Origin of the sequence: Massilia scottii (assembly GCF_030846495.1) — a bacterium.
In the GTDB taxonomy this organism is placed as follows: Bacteria; Pseudomonadota; Gammaproteobacteria; order Burkholderiales; family Burkholderiaceae_D; genus Telluria_A; species Telluria_A violaceinigra.
In genome coordinates, this window is record NZ_JAVCWM010000015.1 from 81,720 (window position 1) to 98,515 (window position 16,796).

At 64.0% G+C, this 16,796-nt stretch carries 19 protein-coding genes; 4 read left to right on the plus strand and 15 right to left on the minus strand.

Annotated features, from left to right (window positions below):
* Nucleotides 1-6: 6 nt before the first annotated feature.
* The 8 genes from RBA41_RS20865 to leuS form a co-directional block, all read right to left on the minus strand.
* On the minus strand, nt 7-1,284 hold the full coding sequence (locus RBA41_RS20865; RefSeq protein WP_306626171.1) for a multidrug effflux MFS transporter: 1,278 nt from the start codon (nt 1,282-1,284) through the stop codon (nt 7-9).
* 2 nt (nt 1,285-1,286) lie between these two features.
* Nucleotides 1,287-2,489, minus strand: a complete 1,203-nt coding sequence (locus RBA41_RS20870) for a THUMP domain-containing class I SAM-dependent RNA methyltransferase (protein ID WP_374709582.1) — start codon at nt 2,487-2,489, stop codon at nt 1,287-1,289.
* A 109-nt stretch (nt 2,490-2,598) separates the two neighbouring features.
* Nucleotides 2,599-3,198 carry a 2-hydroxychromene-2-carboxylate isomerase gene (locus RBA41_RS20875; protein WP_306626173.1) on the minus strand — a complete coding sequence of 200 codons (600 nt, stop codon included), beginning with the start codon at nt 3,196-3,198 and terminating at the stop codon, nt 2,599-2,601.
* A gap of 10 nt (nt 3,199-3,208) precedes the next feature.
* A complete protein-coding gene (locus RBA41_RS20880) occupies nt 3,209-3,619 on the minus strand; it encodes a CopD family protein (protein WP_306626174.1) in 411 nt (136 codons plus the stop codon).
* Nucleotides 3,620-3,635: 16 nt separating this feature from the next.
* Nucleotides 3,636-4,901 carry a glutamate-5-semialdehyde dehydrogenase gene (locus RBA41_RS20885; protein ID WP_306626175.1) on the minus strand — a complete coding sequence of 422 codons (1,266 nt, stop codon included), beginning with the start codon at nt 4,899-4,901 and terminating at the stop codon, nt 3,636-3,638.
* Nucleotides 4,902-4,965: 64 nt separating this feature from the next.
* The gene (gene holA / locus RBA41_RS20890) at nt 4,966-5,982 is read right to left on the minus strand and encodes a DNA polymerase III subunit delta (protein ID WP_306626176.1); all 1,017 of its coding nucleotides are present in this window, start codon (nt 5,980-5,982) and stop codon (nt 4,966-4,968) included.
* A gap of 9 nt (nt 5,983-5,991) precedes the next feature.
* Nucleotides 5,992-6,510 (minus strand): LPS-assembly lipoprotein LptE, encoded by a 519-nt coding sequence (locus RBA41_RS20895; RefSeq protein ID WP_306626177.1) that lies wholly within the window; start codon nt 6,508-6,510, stop codon nt 5,992-5,994.
* A gap of 3 nt (nt 6,511-6,513) precedes the next feature.
* Nucleotides 6,514-9,156, minus strand: a complete 2,643-nt coding sequence (gene leuS / locus RBA41_RS20900) for a leucine--tRNA ligase (RefSeq protein ID WP_306626178.1) — start codon at nt 9,154-9,156, stop codon at nt 6,514-6,516.
* A 246-nt stretch (nt 9,157-9,402) separates the two neighbouring features.
* Here leuS and RBA41_RS20905 point away from each other — a divergent pair, with 246 nt between their 5' ends.
* The 3 genes from RBA41_RS20905 (at nt 9,403) to RBA41_RS20915 (ending at nt 11,344) form a co-directional block, all read left to right on the plus strand.
* On the plus strand, nt 9,403-10,077 hold the full coding sequence (locus RBA41_RS20905) for a hypothetical protein (protein WP_306626179.1): 675 nt from the start codon (nt 9,403-9,405) through the stop codon (nt 10,075-10,077).
* A gap of 64 nt (nt 10,078-10,141) precedes the next feature.
* Nucleotides 10,142-10,909: a helix-turn-helix domain-containing protein gene (locus RBA41_RS20910; protein ID WP_306626180.1), complete on the plus strand. Its 768-nt coding sequence runs from the start codon at nt 10,142-10,144 to the stop codon at nt 10,907-10,909.
* 72 nt (nt 10,910-10,981) lie between these two features.
* The gene (locus RBA41_RS20915) at nt 10,982-11,344 is read left to right on the plus strand and encodes a VOC family protein (protein WP_306626181.1); all 363 of its coding nucleotides are present in this window, start codon (nt 10,982-10,984) and stop codon (nt 11,342-11,344) included.
* Between the two features lie 54 nt (nt 11,345-11,398).
* Here RBA41_RS20915 and RBA41_RS20920 read toward each other — a convergent pair whose 3' ends face one another.
* From RBA41_RS20920 to RBA41_RS20940, 5 genes are read right to left on the minus strand one after another with little or no spacing between them, the layout of a single operon-like run.
* A complete protein-coding gene (locus tag RBA41_RS20920) occupies nt 11,399-11,725 on the minus strand; it encodes a barstar family protein (RefSeq protein WP_306626182.1) in 327 nt (108 codons plus the stop codon).
* Nucleotides 11,712-12,149, minus strand: coding sequence for an ExbD/TolR family protein (locus RBA41_RS20925; RefSeq protein WP_306626183.1), 438 nt, complete (start codon nt 12,147-12,149; stop codon nt 11,712-11,714). The genes RBA41_RS20920 and RBA41_RS20925 overlap by 14 nt, the downstream gene beginning before the upstream one ends.
* Nucleotides 12,150-12,159: 10 nt before the next feature.
* Nucleotides 12,160-12,816, minus strand: coding sequence for a MotA/TolQ/ExbB proton channel family protein (locus RBA41_RS20930; RefSeq protein ID WP_306626184.1), 657 nt, complete (start codon nt 12,814-12,816; stop codon nt 12,160-12,162).
* Between the two features lie 8 nt (nt 12,817-12,824).
* The gene (gene dapB, locus RBA41_RS20935; protein WP_306626185.1) at nt 12,825-13,634 is read right to left on the minus strand and encodes a 4-hydroxy-tetrahydrodipicolinate reductase; all 810 of its coding nucleotides are present in this window, start codon (nt 13,632-13,634) and stop codon (nt 12,825-12,827) included.
* 49 nt (nt 13,635-13,683) lie between these two features.
* Nucleotides 13,684-14,244, minus strand: coding sequence for an outer membrane protein assembly factor BamE (locus RBA41_RS20940; protein WP_306626186.1), 561 nt, complete (start codon nt 14,242-14,244; stop codon nt 13,684-13,686).
* A 90-nt stretch (nt 14,245-14,334) separates the two neighbouring features.
* On the opposite strand from RBA41_RS20940, the gene fur reads away from it, so the two are divergent.
* Complete coding sequence (gene fur, locus RBA41_RS20945; protein WP_054264984.1) at nt 14,335-14,763, plus strand: ferric iron uptake transcriptional regulator; 429 nt, start codon at nt 14,335-14,337, stop codon at nt 14,761-14,763.
* 30 nt (nt 14,764-14,793) lie between these two features.
* Here fur and hrcA read toward each other — a convergent pair whose 3' ends face one another.
* Nucleotides 14,794-15,810 (minus strand): heat-inducible transcriptional repressor HrcA, encoded by a 1,017-nt coding sequence (gene hrcA, locus RBA41_RS20950; protein ID WP_306626187.1) that lies wholly within the window; start codon nt 15,808-15,810, stop codon nt 14,794-14,796.
* 117 nt (nt 15,811-15,927) lie between these two features.
* Nucleotides 15,928-16,644, minus strand: coding sequence for an HAD family hydrolase (locus RBA41_RS20955; RefSeq protein WP_306626188.1), 717 nt, complete (start codon nt 16,642-16,644; stop codon nt 15,928-15,930).
* Between the last annotated feature and the right edge of the window lie 152 nt (nt 16,645-16,796).

Sequence of the window (16,796 nt, forward strand, 5' to 3'; positions counted from 1 at the left end):
TAACGCTCACGCTCCGATGGCCAGGCGCTGGCGGCGGTACCTGCGCGACGCCACCCACAAGCCCAGTGCGCACAGGGCGAAACCGACCTGCCCCATGGCCAGCCACAGCATCGAGTGCGACAGGAAGGGCGCGATCACGCCCGCCACCAGCGCTCCCAGCAGGGTCACCGCGAACGACTGGCACGAGGCCACCGTGCCGCGGATGTGCGGGAACAGGTCGAGCGCGAGCAGTGTGGCGCCGGGCGCGATCAGCGACATGCCGAAGGTGTAGAAAAACATCGGCGCCACGCTCCACGGCAGCGCTGGCGTAAAGACGCTGTGATACAACAGATTGGCGACGGCGGCCGTCAGCAGGAAGCCGAAGCCGATGCCGATCTGGCGCGCGAACGTGATTTTGCCGGCGATGCGGTTGGCCGCGAGCGCGCCCAGGAAGATGCCGGCCACCGACGGAATGAACAGCCATCCGAATTGATCGGGCCCGAGGCCCAGATGCAGCGGCAGCGCCACCGGCGCGGCCGCAATATACAGGAACAGGCCGGCGAAATTGAAGGCCACGATGCCGGCCTTCATGTGGAACAGGGCCGAGCTGAAAATGGCGCTGTAGTTCTGCCACAGGTAGCGCGGATTGAAGGCCTGGCGCTTTTCCGGCGGCAGCGTTTCGGGCAGGCGCCGGTAGCAGTAGATGAACAGGATCACGCTGTAGGCCAGCAGCACCAGGAAGATGGTGCGCCAGTCGGAATACTTGACGATCCAGCCGCCCAGGATCGGCGCAATCGCCGGCGCGATGGTGAAGATCATCGTCACCAGGGAGAGCAGGCGCGCCGCCGGCGCATCGTCGTACAGGTCGCGGATGATGGCGCGGCCCACCACCACCCCGGCCCCGGCCGACACGCCCTGCATGATGCGGAAGATCCACAGGTAGTGCACCGAATGCGAGGCGGCGCAGCCGAAGGTGCCGATGGCGAACACCACCAGCGCGCACAGCACCACGTTGCGCCGCCCGAAAGCGTCGGCCAGCGCCCCATGCCACAGCACCATGCCGGCAAAGGCCAGCATGTAGGCGGTCAGGGTTTGCTGGACCTCGATCGGCGTCGCATTCAACGACGCCTGGATGTTGGGGAAGGCCGGCAGGTAGGCGTCGATCGAGAATGGTCCCAGCATCGACAAGCCGGCCAGCAAGCTCGCCAGGCCCACCGTGCCGGGCACCGCGCGCCGGATCACGGGCGGCGGGGGCACCGGCGTGATGGGGTCCGGCGGCAGGTCGGGCGGCGGGCTGGGGAACATGCTTACTCCGGTTTTGGCTTGGCTTCTTCGCGGCGGTTGTAGCCGGCTACCATGTCGAACCGGAACAGGCGGCATTCGAGCGCGCCGTTGAAGAATGGCGTCTTGCGCGCTTCTTTCAGGCGCAGCAGCTTGGGCAAGGTCAGGTCGGCCGTGAACAGGAACACGGTCCAGCCGGCGAAGCGCTGCTTGAGCGTGGTGCCCAGCGCCGAGTAGAACGCGACCGACATGTCGTCGGCCGGGATGGTGCTGTCGCCGCGCACGCCGATCCGCTCGCCGTACGGCGGGTTGGTCAGCAGGATGCCCGGCTGCTCGGTCGGGGCCTTGACTTCCTGCGCCTCGATCTGCTTGAGCGGCACGTCGAACATGATGCCGGCGATTTTCAGGTTGTGGCGCGTCATGGCGACCATGTCGCCCGAAATGTCGCTGCCGAAGATGGTCGGTTCGGCCGGCAACGGCAGCGGCTTGATCGCGTTCTTCATGTCCTGCCACGGGGCGGCCACGAAATTGTGGAATTTCTCGAACGCGAAACTGCGGCGCGCGCCGGGCGGAATGCCCTGCACCATCTGGGCCGCTTCGATCAGGATGGTGCCGGAGCCGCACATCGGATCGAACAGCACCGTGCCCGGCTTCCAGCCGGAGACGCGCAGCATGCCGGCGGCCAGGTTCTCGCGCAGCGGCGCGTCGCCCGTTTCCTCGCGCCAGCCGCGCTTGAACAGGGCTTCGCCGGAGGTGTCGAGATAGACGGTGAAGTTGCGGTTGTCGAGAAAGCCCACGATGCGCATGTCAGGCTCGCGCGTGTTGACCGACGGGCGCTTGTCGAACTGGTCGCGGAAGCGGTCGCAGATGGCATCCTTGATCTTGAGCGTGGTGAATTCGAGGCTGCGCAGGGGCGACTTGACGGCGGTGACGTCGACGCGGATGGTATGGTCGACGCTGAACCAGTCTTCCCATTGCTGGGCCAGGACCAGGTCGTAGATATCGTTTTCGTTGGCGTAGCTGGCGTGCGCCATGCGCATCAGCACGCGCGACGCGATGCGCGAGTGCAGGTTGATGCGGTAGGCATCAAGCTGGTCGCCGGAGCAGTGCACGCCGCCGGGAACCTGGTTATGCACCTTCATGTTGGTGCTGGTGAGGGCGATTTCGCCCAGTTCTTCGGCGAGTGCCGCTTCCATGCCGCGTGGGCATGGGCAGAAAAATGATGGCATTTGGTGAACCCTTTGTCCGTTGTAAAAAAATCGTCTTATCGTTACTGCAAAATCTTCGTCGCTCGCGCCGCCACCGTCGTTCCGGTCGCCGCGCCATTCCAGCGCCAAGCTAACTTAACGCCCGCTCCACAAAATCAAGCCGGTCCTGTCCCCAGAACCCCTCCCCGTCAACCACATACCACGGCACCCCGAACACGCTGGCGGCCATGGCTTCATCGGTGTTGCGGTCATACTGTTCCTGCACGCCGGCCGTCTCGGACGACTTGACCAGCATCTTCCCATCGAGCCCGCAGGCGCTGGCAATCTGCGCCAGCGTATCGGCGTCCGAGATATTGCGGTCCTCGGCCCACAGCGCCCGCATGATGGCGCCGGTCAGCCCCAGCGCCGCATCGGCGCCCAGGCCGGTGCGCGCCGCGATGATCAGGCGCGCCGCCGCATCGGGCGGCACCGGAAAGTACGTCGGATGCACAATGAGCGGCAAGCCCAGATGCTTCGACCAGCGCGCCAGCTCCTGCAGGCGGTACGCCTGGCGCTGCGGCGCGCGCTTGGCCAGCGGCAGCCCGCCCGACACGCTGAACGCCTTGCCCAGGTCGAACGGCTTGATGTCGATCAGCGCCCCGCGTTCCTGCGCCATGGCGACGAAGCGCTCATGTCCCAGATATGCCCAGGGCGACTGCGGCGCGAAAAAATACTGAACCGTTTTACTCATGAAGCCCCCGTCAGAAGGGTTTGACCACGACCAGGATCACGATGGCGGTCAGCAGCAGCACTGGCACCTCGTTGAAATAGCGGAACCAGACATGACTGCGCTTGCTGGCGCCGTTCTCGAATTTTTTAAGCAGCGAGCCGCACGCGTGGTGATACCCGATCACCAGCAGCACCAGCGCCAGCTTGGCATGCATCCAGCCGCCCCGAAAGCCGTATCCGAGCCACAGCCAGACACCCAGCAGCACCGCCGGCACCGCCAGCATGGTGGTGAAGCGAAACAGCTTGCGTGCCATCAGCAGCAATCGCGTGGTGGCGACCGTGTCGGTTTCCTGCGCCAGGTTGACGAAAATGCGCGGCAGGTAAAACAGCCCCGCAAACCACGAGGCGATGAAGACGATGTGAAACGCTTTAATCCAGAGCATGGCAATCCAAAGTAAGTTAAGTGCGGATTTCGCCGTGGCCGAACACCACGTACTTGAGCGAGGTCAGGCCTTCCAGTCCGACCGGCCCGCGCGCGTGCAGCTTGTCGTTGGAGATGCCGATTTCGGCGCCCAGGCCATACTCGAAGCCGTCCGCGAAGCGCGTCGAAGCGTTCACCATCACCGAGGCCGAATCGACTTCGCGCAGGAAGCGCAGCGCGTCGCTGTAGTCTTCGGTGATGATCGCTTCCGTATGCTTCGACGAATACGTGTTGATATGGTCGATCGCCGCATCCATGTCGTCCACCAGCTTGATCGACAGCACCGGCGCCAGGTACTCGGTGCTCCAGTCTTCTTCGACGGCGGCCACCAGGTGCGGGTAGCCGGCCAGCAGCGCCAGCGCTTCCGGATCGGCGCGCAGTTCGACTTCCTTCGCCGCGTACAGCGCGGCCAGGCGTGGCAGCACGGCCGGGGCGATGGCGCGCGCAACCAGCAGCGTTTCCATGGTGTTGCAGGTGCCGTAGCGGTGGCACTTGGCGTTGAAGGCGATCGCCACGGCTTTTTCCAGATCGGCCCTGGTGTCGATGTAGACGTGGCAGATGCCGTCCAGGTGCTTGATCATCGGGACCGTGGCCTCGGCGATCAGGCGCGCGATCAGGCTTTTCCCCCCGCGCGGCACGATCACGTCGACATATTCCGGCATGGTGATCAGCGCGCCGACGGCGGCGCGGTCGGTGGTGTCGACGATCTGCACGCCATCGTTCGGCAAGCCGGCGCCGGCCAGGCCTTCGGCCACGATTTTCGCCAGCGCGCGGTTGCAGTTGATGGCTTCCGAGCCGCCGCGCAAAATGGTGGCGTTGCCGCTCTTGATGCACAGGCCCGCCGCATCGACCGTGACGTTCGGGCGCGCTTCGTAGATGATGCCGATCACGCCCAGCGGCACGCGCATCTGGCCCACCTGGATGCCGCTCGGACGGAACTTCATGTTCGAGATTTCACCGATCGGATCGGCCAGCGAGACGATCTGGCGCAAGCCTTCGACCATGGTGTCGATGGCCTTGTCCGACAGCTGCAGGCGGTCCAGCATGGCCGGCGCCAGGCCCGCGGCGGCGGCGGCGTCGAGATCGAGCTGGTTGGCGGCGCGCAGCAGCGCGCTATCGCGCACAATCGCGTCGGCGATCAGCAGCAGCGCGCGGTTGCGCGTGGCGCTGTCGGACCTGGCCATCGCGCGCGAAGCGGCGCGGGCGCGCTGGCCGACCTGTTGCATGTATTCGGTAATGTTCATTATCTCGTCTACGTAGGTGAAGCGCATCCATCGCGCAGGCACCATGGTAGCGTGCCGCTGCGGTCTATCCGCGCGTTACTTTCAAGGCCAGCTGCAGCATCGCATCCCAGGCGTCGCCGGCAAAGCCCTTGGCGCGCAGGCCCTTGATCATCTTGTCGACCTGCGCGGCGTCGCGCATCGCCCCTTCCAGGGTCGGCAGCGAGATGCGGCGCAGCGCCGGTTCCATCATGCGTTCGCGCGGACCCCAGATGCGGTGTTCCTTGAGCAGCACGCCGAGCGGCCTGCCTTGCGCCATCCCGGATTTCAATTTTAACAGCGTACGGATTTCTTCGGCGACCGCCCATAAAACCAGCGGCAGCGCCTCGCCCTCGCCTTTCAAGCCTTCGAGCATGCGTACCAGGCGCGAGGAATCGCCCGCCAGCATCGCCTCGGACAGCTTGAATACGTCGTAACGCGCCACGTTGAGCACCGCGTCGTGAATCTGCTCGAACGTCAGCTTGCCCGGATCGTGCAGCAGCGCGAGCTTCTGGATTTCCTGGTGCGCCGCCAGCAGGTTGCCTTCGACCCGGTCGGCGATGAAGTCGAGCGACTGGCGGTCGGCGGAGAGGCCATGGGCGGCCAGGCGCGTGCCGATCCAGCCGGGGAGCTGGGCGCGTTCGACCGCCGGGATCTCGATGTACACCGCGGCCTGCTGCAGCGCGCCGACCCAGGCCGCCTTGGCCGTCTGCCAGTCCAGCTTGGGCAGGGTGATGAGCGTGAGGTTGTCGGGACTGAGGTCCTTGGCGTAGCTTTGCAGCGCCGCCCCGCCATCCTTGCCCGGTTTGCCGGTCGGGATGCGCAGCTCGATCAGCTTCTTGTCGCCGAACAGCGACATGGCCTGGTTTGCGGCCAGCAGCTCGCCCCACTTGAAGGTGCGCTCGACCGTCAGCACGTCGCGCTCCGAATAGCCATTGGCGCGCGCCGCACGGCGGATCTTGTCGGCCGCCTCCAGCGCCAGCAGATGCTCGTCGCTGGAGATCACGTACAGCGGCGCGATCGTCTTGGCCAGGTGCCCTTCGAGGGCATCAACCCGCAGTTGCATCGCTCATGCTCATGTCGGCTTGACCGCCACCAGGCGGCGCAGGACCTGCTGTACCAGGTCGGTCTGCATGTCGCGGTACAGCAGCACTTCTTCCGATTCCTTGCCCAGCACCTGGGTTTCGTCGAAGGTGATCGAGCGCTTGAGCGAGATTTCGGTGGCCGGCAGCAGCTCGGCGCCATTGGCGTCGCGCAGGCGGAACACCAGGGTGTAGGTCAGCAGATATTCGCGCACGCGGCCCTGGGCGTTGAGCGAGAGGATCTGCTTGCCGCGCGTTTCCGACAGCACGTCGAACAGGGTCTCGGCCTTGGACGCATCGGTCAGCACCTGCACGGCGTCGCCGCCGCGCAGGTTGCGTTTCAATTCCGTGCCGAGGGCCGACGTTTCGGGGAACGCCAGGTAGATGCTGCGGAACGGCATGTTGAACTGGCCGTTCGAGCCACGCAGCTGGAAGCCGCACGCGCTCAGGCTTGCGAGCAGCACCAGCGCACAAACGGTGCGCAGCACGGTGGCGGAGCGAAGGATCGTCATCGCTTACACCACGATGCTGATCAACTTGCCCGGCACCACGATCACCTTTTTCGGTGGCGTCTCGATGTACTTCTGCACCGCTTCGCAAGCGAGCGCCATCGCTTCGATGGACGCCTTGTCGGCATCCTTGGCCACCTTGATCGAGCCGCGCAGCTTGCCGTTCACCTGGATCATCATCTCGATCTCGGCCTGTTCCAGCGCGGCCGGGTCGACCTGCGGCCACTGCACGTTGAGGATGTCGCCGTGCACCTTGGCGTAGCCCAGTTCTTCCCACAGCACGTGGGTGATATGCGGGGCGACCGGGTTGAGCACGCGCAGGAAGATCGACAGGCCTTCGGCAATCACCGCGTCGGTGGCCGGGCCGTCTTCCAGCTTGGCCGATTCCATCGTGTTGAGCATCTTCATGCAGGCCGACACCACGGTGTTGTACTGGATGCGTTTGAGGTCGTAGTCGGCCTGCTGCAGGACCTTGTGCAGTTCGCGGCGCAGCGTTTTATGCGCTTCGCCGCCTTCGGCCTTGTCGGTCGCGGCCAGGGCCGACGCGATGCGCGGCGACTGCGCGTAGGCAAACGCCCACACGCGGCGCAGGAAGCGGCTGGCGCCTTCGACACCGCTGTCGGACCACTCGAGCGTCTGCTCCGGCGGCGAGGCGAACATGGTGAACAGGCGCGCGGTGTCGGCGCCGTACTGGCCGATCTGGGCTTGCGGGTCGATGCCGTTGTTCTTCGACTTCGACATCTTCTCGGTGCCGCCGATGACCACCGGCTGGCCGTCGCTCTTGAGCGTGGCGCCTTGCGGACGGCCCTTGTCGTCCAGGGTCAGGTCGACGTCGGCCGGGTTGAACCAGGACTTGCGGCCCGCTTCATCGTCACGGTAGTAGGTTTCGTTCAGTACCATGCCCTGCGTGAGCAGGTTGACGAACGGCTCGTCGAACTTGACCAGGCCGAGTTCGCGCATGATCTTGGTCCAGAAGCGCGCGTACAGCAAGTGCATGACGGCGTGTTCGATGCCGCCGATGTACTGGTCCATCGGCATCCAGTAATCGTTGCGCGCATCGACCATGGCGTCGCTGCTGCCCGGCGAGGTATAACGCATGTAGTACCACGACGAGTCGACGAAGGTGTCCATCGTGTCGGTTTCGCGGCGCGCCGGTTTGCCGCACTGCGGGCAGTCGCACTTGAGGAAGGCTTCGTGCTTGCCCAGCGGGTTGCCGCTGCCGTCCGGGACGCAGTCCTCGGGCAGCACCACCGGCAGGTCTTTCTCGGGCACCGGCACCACGCCGCAATCGGCGCAATGGATCATCGGGATCGGCGTGCCCCAGTAGCGCTGGCGCGAAATGCCCCAGTCGCGCAGGCGGAAGGTGATCTTCTTGTCGCCAAGACCGGCCGTGGCCAGGTCGCCAGCAACCGCGTTGACAGCGGAAATGTGATCGAGGCCGTCGTATTTGCCCGAGTTGACCGATACGCCGCTCTCTTTGTCGCCGTACCATTCCTGCCAGGCGTCAAGCGAATATTCCTTGCCTTCGACGGCGACCACCTGCTTGATCGGCAGATCGTATTTTTTGGCGAACGCGAAATCGCGCTCGTCGTGCGCGGGCACGCCCATGACGGCGCCGTCGCCGTAGGTGATCAGGACGTAGTTGCCGACCCAGACTTCGACCTGCTCATTGGTGATCGGATGGGTGACGAACAGGCCGGTCGGCATGCCCTTCTTCTCCATCGTCGCCATGTCGGCTTCGATCACGCTACCGAGTTTGCACTCGGCGATGAAGGCCGCCAGTTCCGGGTTGGTTTGGGCGGCGTGCTGCGCCAGCGCGTGTTCCGGCGCCACGGCGCAGAAGGTCACGCCCATGATGGTGTCGGCGCGGGTGGTGAAGACATACATCTTGCCGTCGTCGATCAAGTCACCGGCGGCGTTGGCGATGGTGTGCGGGAAAGCGAAGCGCACGCCGACCGATTTGCCGATCCAGTTGGCCTGCATGACGCGCACGCGTTCCGGCCAGCCCGGCAGCTTGTTGTCGACGTAGTCGAGCAGTTCATCGGCGTAGTCGGTGATGCGCGCGTAATACATGGGGATTTCGCGCTTTTCGATCGGCGCGCCGGAACGCCAGCCCTTGCCGTCGACCACCTGCTCGTTGGCCAGCACGGTCTGGTCGACCGGGTCCCAGTTCACGGTGCCGGTTTTTTTGTAGATGATGCCTTTTTCGAGCATCTTGAGGAACATCCACTGGTTCCACTTGTAGTACTCGGGTTTGCAGGCGGTCATTTCGCGCGACCAGTCGATCGCCAGGCCCATCGACTCCATCTGCTCGCGCATGTGGGCGATGTTGGAGTAGGTCCATTGCGCCGGCGGCACGTTGTTTTGCATGGCCGCGTTCTCGGCCGGCATGCCGAAGGCGTCCCAGCCCATCGGCATGAGCACGTTGTAGCCACTCATGCGCAGGTAGCGGTACATCACATCATTGATCGTATAGTTGCGCACGTGGCCCATGTGCAGCTTGCCCGACGGGTAAGGCAGCATGGAGCAGGCGTAGTACTTGCCTTTCGGGAAACGCGGGTCGTTCTCGACGGCCTTGTAGGCGTCGATCGCCTTCCAGTGGGCTTGGGCGGCTTGTTCAACGTCGGCGGGACTATATTTATCTTGCATGATATGTGCAGCCAAGCGTGGCCCGGCCAAAAGTGAATATGAACCGGTCATTATACTGGCACATCCCGCATCCGGGCGCGGCCGGGGCTTGGGCGCCAAATTTCGCTGAACTATCGGGTGGCGTTGCTGTCGAAATAACATGACAAGCACATTCGACGCTTTGGCTTACACCAAGGGTCGTCGCAGGCCAAGCGATGTACCCGCATGTTCCGCCGAACCGAATACCACATACCGGAGATTGACGTCATGACAATCGAATTCGATCCGATAGACTATGCCCAGCAGTTAGAATCGGCCGGGGTTGCCAGGAACCAGGCGGACGTGCATGCCAAGGCACTGAACGAAGTGGCGAGCGAGGGGGTGTCGACATCCGACCGCCTGCAAATGAAGAACGACTTGCAATGCGATATTCACCAGTCGGAAGAGCGTTTGACCGCGCGGATCGATCTGGCAAAGACAAAACTCGGCGCCGAGTTACAGACGTTCAGAGCAGAATCAAGCGCAAAAATCGACCTGCTCGACGCAAAAATCGACGGGTTTCGAACGGATCTGAGCACGAAAATCGGGTTGCTCAATGCAAAAATCGACGGGGTCCGAACGGATCTGAGCGCAAAAATCGGGTTGCTCGACGCCAAAGGCGAAGGTATCCGAATCGATCTGACCGCAAAAATCGATGGTGTCCGAAACGATCTGAACGCGAAGATCGACGGTCTTCGAGCCGATCTGAACGCGAAGATCGACGGTCTTCGAGCCGATCTGAACGCGAAGATCGACGGTCTTCGAGCCGATCTGAACGCGAAGATCGAGATTATGGCTGCAGACTTGCGCTCGGTAAAAGATGCATTGGCCATGCACCGCTGGGTACTTGGCCTTCTTATCGTCATGAACGGCGCGATTCTTGCCAGGGTTTACTTCCCATGACGCCATCTTCAAGCACGGTGTGCGCAGGGTAAAATGGCCTTTTTGCCCCGTGCCCGGCACTACCATGGTCCTCTACCAGGAACACCCGCCTCACCCCGCGCTGGCGCCCTACCTGGCCTGCCTGTGGACCTGCCAGGTGCTGCCCGGCGCCACGCCGGTCACGCACCGGGTGCTGCCCGATAACTGCATGGATATCCTGTGGCAGGACGTGGCCGCGCTAAGCCGGGTGTCCGGCATGATGAGTACGGTCGTCCATGTTCCCGTGCACCAGCCTGTACGCACCATCGCGGCCCGCTTCAAGCCGGGCGCCGCCGCCCATTTTTTCGCCATGCCGCTGCACGAACTGGCCGACCAGCATCCGCTGCTGGACGACTTATGGGGCGGCGCGGCGGTGCGCCAGTTCAACGATGCCATCTGGTCGCGCACGCTCTCCGACGTCGACGCCGTCACCACTGTCGAACGCCTGCTGCTGCGGCGCCTGCGCAGTAACGGGACGATCAAGGCGCCCGGCCTGATCGACGCGGCCGTGGGCGCCATCGAACAATCGGGCGGCACCATGCGCATCGACACGCTGGCCGCGCAACTGGGCGTGTCGCGCCAGCACCTCTCCAGCCAGTTCCGCGCCGGGGTCGGCCTGGGCGCCAAGCAATTCGCGCGCGTGTGCCGCTTCCGCCAGGCGAGCGCGCGCATCCGCGCAGCCACCCATACAGGCCAGCTCGACTGGGCACGCCTCGCGCTCGATCTCGGCTATTACGACCAGCCGCACCTGATCCACGAATTTCGCCAGTTGTCGGGCAGTACGCCGGAATCGTTCGGCACGCCGCCGACCTGACCGCCTTACATTTTTACAATACAAACGCGGCACCCCATGGCAGGATGCTGCTTTGCACTCAAGGAGACGAACATGATCAACGGAATGCGTACTGTCTGCTACCCGGTCAAGGATATGGATGCGGCCAAGGCCTGGTTTACCGAGGTGTTCCGCACCGCCCCCTACTTCGATCAGCCGTTCTATATCGGCTTCGAGATCGGCGGCTTCGAACTGGGCCTGCACCCGGGCGAACCCGGCATGCCCGGCTGCGTGGCGTACTGGGGCGTGGATGATATCGAGGCGGAAGCCGACCGCATCACGGGCCTGGGCGCGAGTATCCACTCGGCCATCCAGGACGTGGGTGAAGGGATCAAGGTGGTCGAGCTGAAGGATCCGTTCGGCAACACGCTGGGGCTGATCTACAACCCCCATTTCGACCTCAAGAAGGTGCGTTAAGCACCATCCGCAAGCTGTACGCGGGCACACGCCGCCCGCGCAGCATGAAGCCGGTCAGCGCAACACCAGCGCCAGCGCCGGCTTTTCGCCGTAATCCTCATAGCGCTCGTTGATGCCGGCGATGCAGAAGGTCATCTCTTCGAGCAGGTCGGGCACGCGCTCGCGCATCGATGCCGCATCCTTGACGACGATTTCCAGCACCTCGTTCGGTTTCAGCCGGAATTTGGTCATGCCGTCTTCGTCGCGCAGATAGCTCAGGCAATCGACCCAGGCATCCATCGTGTTGGCGTAAAACTCGGGAAACCCGAACGCCGCGCGGCTTTCGGAATGAAAGGTATCCCAGCCGAGGATCGAGGCACCATTGAGTTCAGCGCTGGCCATGTTGTTTCTCCTTTTTTGGATCGGTCACGAAGCCCAGCTTGCTCAGCCCACGGGACTGCGCCGCCGCCATGACCTGGGCCACGACTTCGTAACGGGTGTTTTTGTCTGCGCGCAGCTGCAGTTCGGGCTGCGGCGCCTGGCGCGCGGCCTGCAGCAGGCGCGCATCGAGTCCGGCCGCATCGACCTGCTGCTCGCCCCAATGCAGCACGCCGGCCGCATCGATGGCGATGGTGACCGTGTCCGGCTGCTGCTGCGCCGCCGCAGCCTGCGCGCGCGGCAGGTCGAGCTTGACCGCATGCGTGAACATGGGCGCGGTAATGATGAAAATGACGAGCAGCACCAGCATCACGTCGACCATCGGGGTCACGTTAATATCGCTCATCATCGACTGCTGGCGCGATGGATTGAAGCTGCCGAATGCCATGCCGTTCCCCTTATTTGCTGAAGTAGGAATGCAAATCGTGGGCAAATCCGTCGAGTTCGGCGAGGGTCAGCCGGTTCAGGCGGTTCAATCCGTTATACGCCAACACGGCGGGAATGGCCACCACCAGCCCGAAGCCGGTCATGATCAGGGCTTCCCCCACCGGCCCGGCGATCTTGTCGATCTGCACGATGCCGGCCGCGGGCACATTCGACAGCGCATGATAAATCCCCCACACCGTGCCCAGGAGCCCCACAAACGGGGCGGTGGCGCCGATCGAGGCCAGCACGGTCAGTCCGCTTTCGATGCGATGGGTGGCGCGCGTGATTTCCTGGCGCAGCACGCGGATGATCTGTTCATCCTTGCTCATTTCGCCGGCCAGGGTGGCGGCGCCACCGGCATGCGCCAGCCCTTGCGCGGGCAGCGGCACATAAATGCGCTCGCGGTCGGCCAGGCTCAGGAGGGCGATGCCGTCTTGCAGGCTGGGTGCGCCCCAGAAGGCGTCCAGCGCCGGCGCCGCGCGGCGCACGCGCCAAGTGCTGAGCGCCTTGGACAGGATGAAGAACCAGCTCACCAGCGACATCAGCATCAGCACGTACGCCACCGCGTGGCTGATCGCGTCGCCCTGTTCCCAGTAGCGCGCGACGCTGAAGTGATTGACCGGTGGCATGACGCCGCCTAGTCCTTGAGTGCCAGCACGTCCTGCATGTCGTACAAGCCGGTCGCCTTGTCGGCCAGGAAGCGGCAGGCGCGCAAGGCGCCGTGGGCGTAGCTGACCCGGCTGCTGGACTTGTGGCTGATTTCGATGCGCTCGCCGGTGCCGGCAAACAGCACGGTATGGTCGCCGATGATGTCGCCGCCGCGGATGGTGGCGAAGCCGATGGTCGACGGATCGCGCTCGCCGGTGACGCCTTCGCGCCCGTAGACGGCGCATTCCTTGAGGTCGCGCCCGAGCGCGTCGGCAATCACTTCGCCCATCTTCAGGGCGGTGCCGGACGGCGCATCGACCTTGTGGCGGTGGTGCGCTTCGACGATTTCGATGTCGTAGCCTTCGGCAAAGCTTTTGGCGGCCAGTTCGAGCAGCTTGAGGGTGACGTTCACGCCCACGCTCATATTGGGCGCGAACATGATCGCGGTTTTTTCGGCGGCGGCGGCGATCGCGGCCTTGCCGGCGTCATCAAAACCGGTGGTGCCGATGATCAGCTTGATGCCGTGGGCGGCGCAATATTCCAGATGCTTGAGCGTGCCTTCGGGACGGGTAAAATCGATCAGGAAGTCGGCCCCGGCCAGGCCGGCAGCCAGGTCCGATTCGATCCTGATGCCTCCCGGATGGCCGCCGAAGGCGCCGGCGTCCTGGCCGATCGACGGCGAACCGGCCAGGCCGAGCGCGCCGGCCAGCACCGCGTCGGGAGCGGCCGCGACCGCATCGACCAGCATCCGTCCCATGCGCCCGTCGGCGCCCGCTACTGCAATTTTCATCTGATTCATTGTGCCGACCCTCGTGCCGCCCGTGCGCTGGTGCTGTGTATTGAAAAACTTATTTGTTGATCTTGATCGAGGCCGAACCGGCTTCTTCCCGCTTCGGCGCTTCCTTGGCGGCCACCTTGGTCGGACCGGCGATACGGGCGATGTATTCCTTCTCGGTCGGCAGATTGCCGCCGTCGAATTTCTCGACCTTGTTGTCCTTGAAGTAGACCGTCACCCGGCTGCTGGTCAGCTCGCCATCGCCGCGCGCCAGATAGAAGGGGAAGTCCCAGCGGTCGGCGTGGAAGATGTCGGTCAGCAGCGGCGTACCGAGCAGGAACTTGACCTGTTCGCGGGTCTGGCCCACCTTGAGCTGGGTCAGCATTTCCTGCGAGATGAAGTTGCCTTGTTGAATGTCCGGACGATACGGCGAGAAAATCCACAGGAACTTCTGCAGCTTGCTGGCCTGGACGGTCTGGGCGCCGTCGCCGGGCGAGGCGTTCACCGGGACCACGGGATCCTTGGCGCCGCCGAACATGGCGCAGCCGGACAGGCTCAGAACGGCGCCGGCCAGGGCCGCCACGAGCGGGGCGCGCAAGCTAAAACGGTGCAAAACGGCAGTATCGACAGGCATAGAGGACCTCAAATCGTTGTACGGAAGCCTAGGCACCTCCGTCTAAAACGCTATATGATAAAGCACTACGCCAATATACGAGTAACAAACATGAGTAACAATCCTAGCGACCTCAAAGCCAGCGGCCTGAAAGCCACCCTGCCCCGTCTGAAAATCCTCGAGATTTTCCAGAACAGCGAGGTGCGCCACCTGACAGCGGAAGATGTTTACAAGATTTTGCTGACCGATAATATGGATGTCGGCCTGGCCACCGTGTACCGCGTACTGACCCAGTTCGAGCAGGCCGGCCTGCTCAACCGCAACCATTTTGAAACCGGCAAGGCGATTTTCGAGCTCAACGCCGGTTCGCACCACGATCACCTGGTGTGCCTCGACTGCGGCCGCGTGGAAGAGTTCTACGACGAAGAAATCGAATCGCGCCAGCACAAGGTGGCGGTCGAGCGCGGCTTCAAGATTGCCGAGCACGCGCTGGCGATTTACGGCAACTGCGTCAAGCCTGCCTGCCCCCACAAAACCTGATCCCGGCCTGATGCCGGCAACGCGCGCCGCCTAGGAGTGGCTGAGCGCGTTCGACAGCAGCTTGGCCGTGATGTCCACGATCGGAATGACGCGCTCGTACGCCATGCGGGTCGGCCCGATCACGCCCAGGGTGCCGACGATCTTGCCGTTGACCTCGTACGGTGCCGTGACCACGCTCATTTCATCCATCGGCACCAGGTTCGATTCGCCGCCGATGAAGATCTGCACGCCGGTTGCTTTGCTCGAGACGTCCAGCAGCTGCATCAGCCCGGTTTTTTGCTCGAACATGTCGAACATCTGGCGCAGCGACGTCATGTTCGACGACAGGTCCGACACGCTGAGCAGGTTGCGCTCGCCGGAAATGACCATGTCGTCCGACTGGTCGGCCATCGCTTCGCTGCCGGCCTCGACCGCGGCCTGCATCAGGCTGCCCATATCGTCGCGCAACTGGCGCAATTCGCTGGTCAGGCGCGTGCGCACGTCGTCGAACGACAGGCCGCCGTAATTCTGGTTGATGTAATTGGCCGAGCGCACCAGCTGGGCCGGGGTGTAATCGGCCTCGGTCAGCAGCAGGCGGTTTTGCACGTCGCCGCGCGGATCGACGATCACCAGCAGGATGCGCTTTTCGGACAAACGCAAGAATTCGATCTGCTGGAACACCGATTCGCGCCGCGGGCTGAGCACCACGCCGGCGAACTGCGACAGCGACGACAGCATTTGCGCCGCGTTGGCGATCATCTTTTGCGGCTGCTGGGCCGGCAGGCGCAGCCGCCCGTCGACCGCGTGCTCGTCCAGGTGTTGTACAGTTAATAAGGTATCGACAAAGATGCGGTAGCCGCGCGGGGTCGGAATGCGTCCGGCCGAGGTGTGCGGACTGGCCACATACCCCAGCTCTTCCAGGTCGGCCATGATGTTGCGGATGGTCGCGGGCGAGAGGTCGAGTCCGGAAATCTTCGACAGCGCGCGCGACCCGACCGGCTGGCCGTCGGCGATGTACCGTTCGACCAGGGCTTTGAGCAGCGTTTGCGCACGGGTATCGAGTTGCATGATTCTAGGTGGGGTGCAGTAAGGACAAAGACAAGGGCAAGCACAAGTGCTGATCCCCTTATTATGCACGTTCGCAGGCGCGGTGTGCAGTAATGTCGACTGCGCGTCCCGGCCGCCTCAATCGTGCTCGCGCTTGAGCCAGTCGAGCAGCTCGTCGAAACTGCGGCAGATGGCGTCCGGCACCACGCCGTGTTCGAGGTGGCGCGCACTGCCGGTGCGGTTGAGCCAGACCGCGCGCAGCCCGGCGCGCTGGGCGCCCTGCACGTCGAGCAGCACGTCGTCGCCGACGTACACGCAATCGGCCGGGTCGACCCCGAGTTCCTCGCAGGCGGCCAGGAAGATGGCCGCGTCCGGCTTGGCGCGGCCGAACTGGCTGGCCGCCACCGACACCTTGAAATGGTGCGACAGGCCGATCGCCTGCAAATCGGCATTGCCGTTGGTAACCGATCCGAGCAGGGAGCGGCCTTTCAGGCGCAGCAGGCCGGGCACCACGTCGTCATAGGGAATGACGGCATTGCGCGCCGCATAGAAATGGACCATGGCCTGCTCGACCTTGGCGGCGTCTTCGCCGGCCGCCTCGAACGCCGACAGCAGGCCGGCGCGGCGCAGCGCGCCCAGGTCGAGCTCGAACTCGGGCTGCTGGGCCAACAGGGCCAGGCGCGCCTGGCGCAGGGCGTCGATGGTGAAGCGCTCGGCCACGCGCGGCGCGTTGCTGTGCAGCCAGGTGTGCAGGGTTTGCTCGGCCTGCAAAATGACCGGGGCGATCGGCCACAGGGTATCGTCCAGGTCGAACAGGATGGCTTTGGGCCAGGCGCGGCGCGGCGTGGTGCTCATGTTCTGGCTCGGTAGTGGGTCAGGTTCCAGCATAACGAGGGCGGCGCCGAAAATCAATCGTCGCGCCTGCCGGTGTGTCAAGGCGCGCCAAGGCGGCGCGCCAAGGCGACGCGCCAAGGCGACGCCTTACACACCGATACAAGGCAATGAGC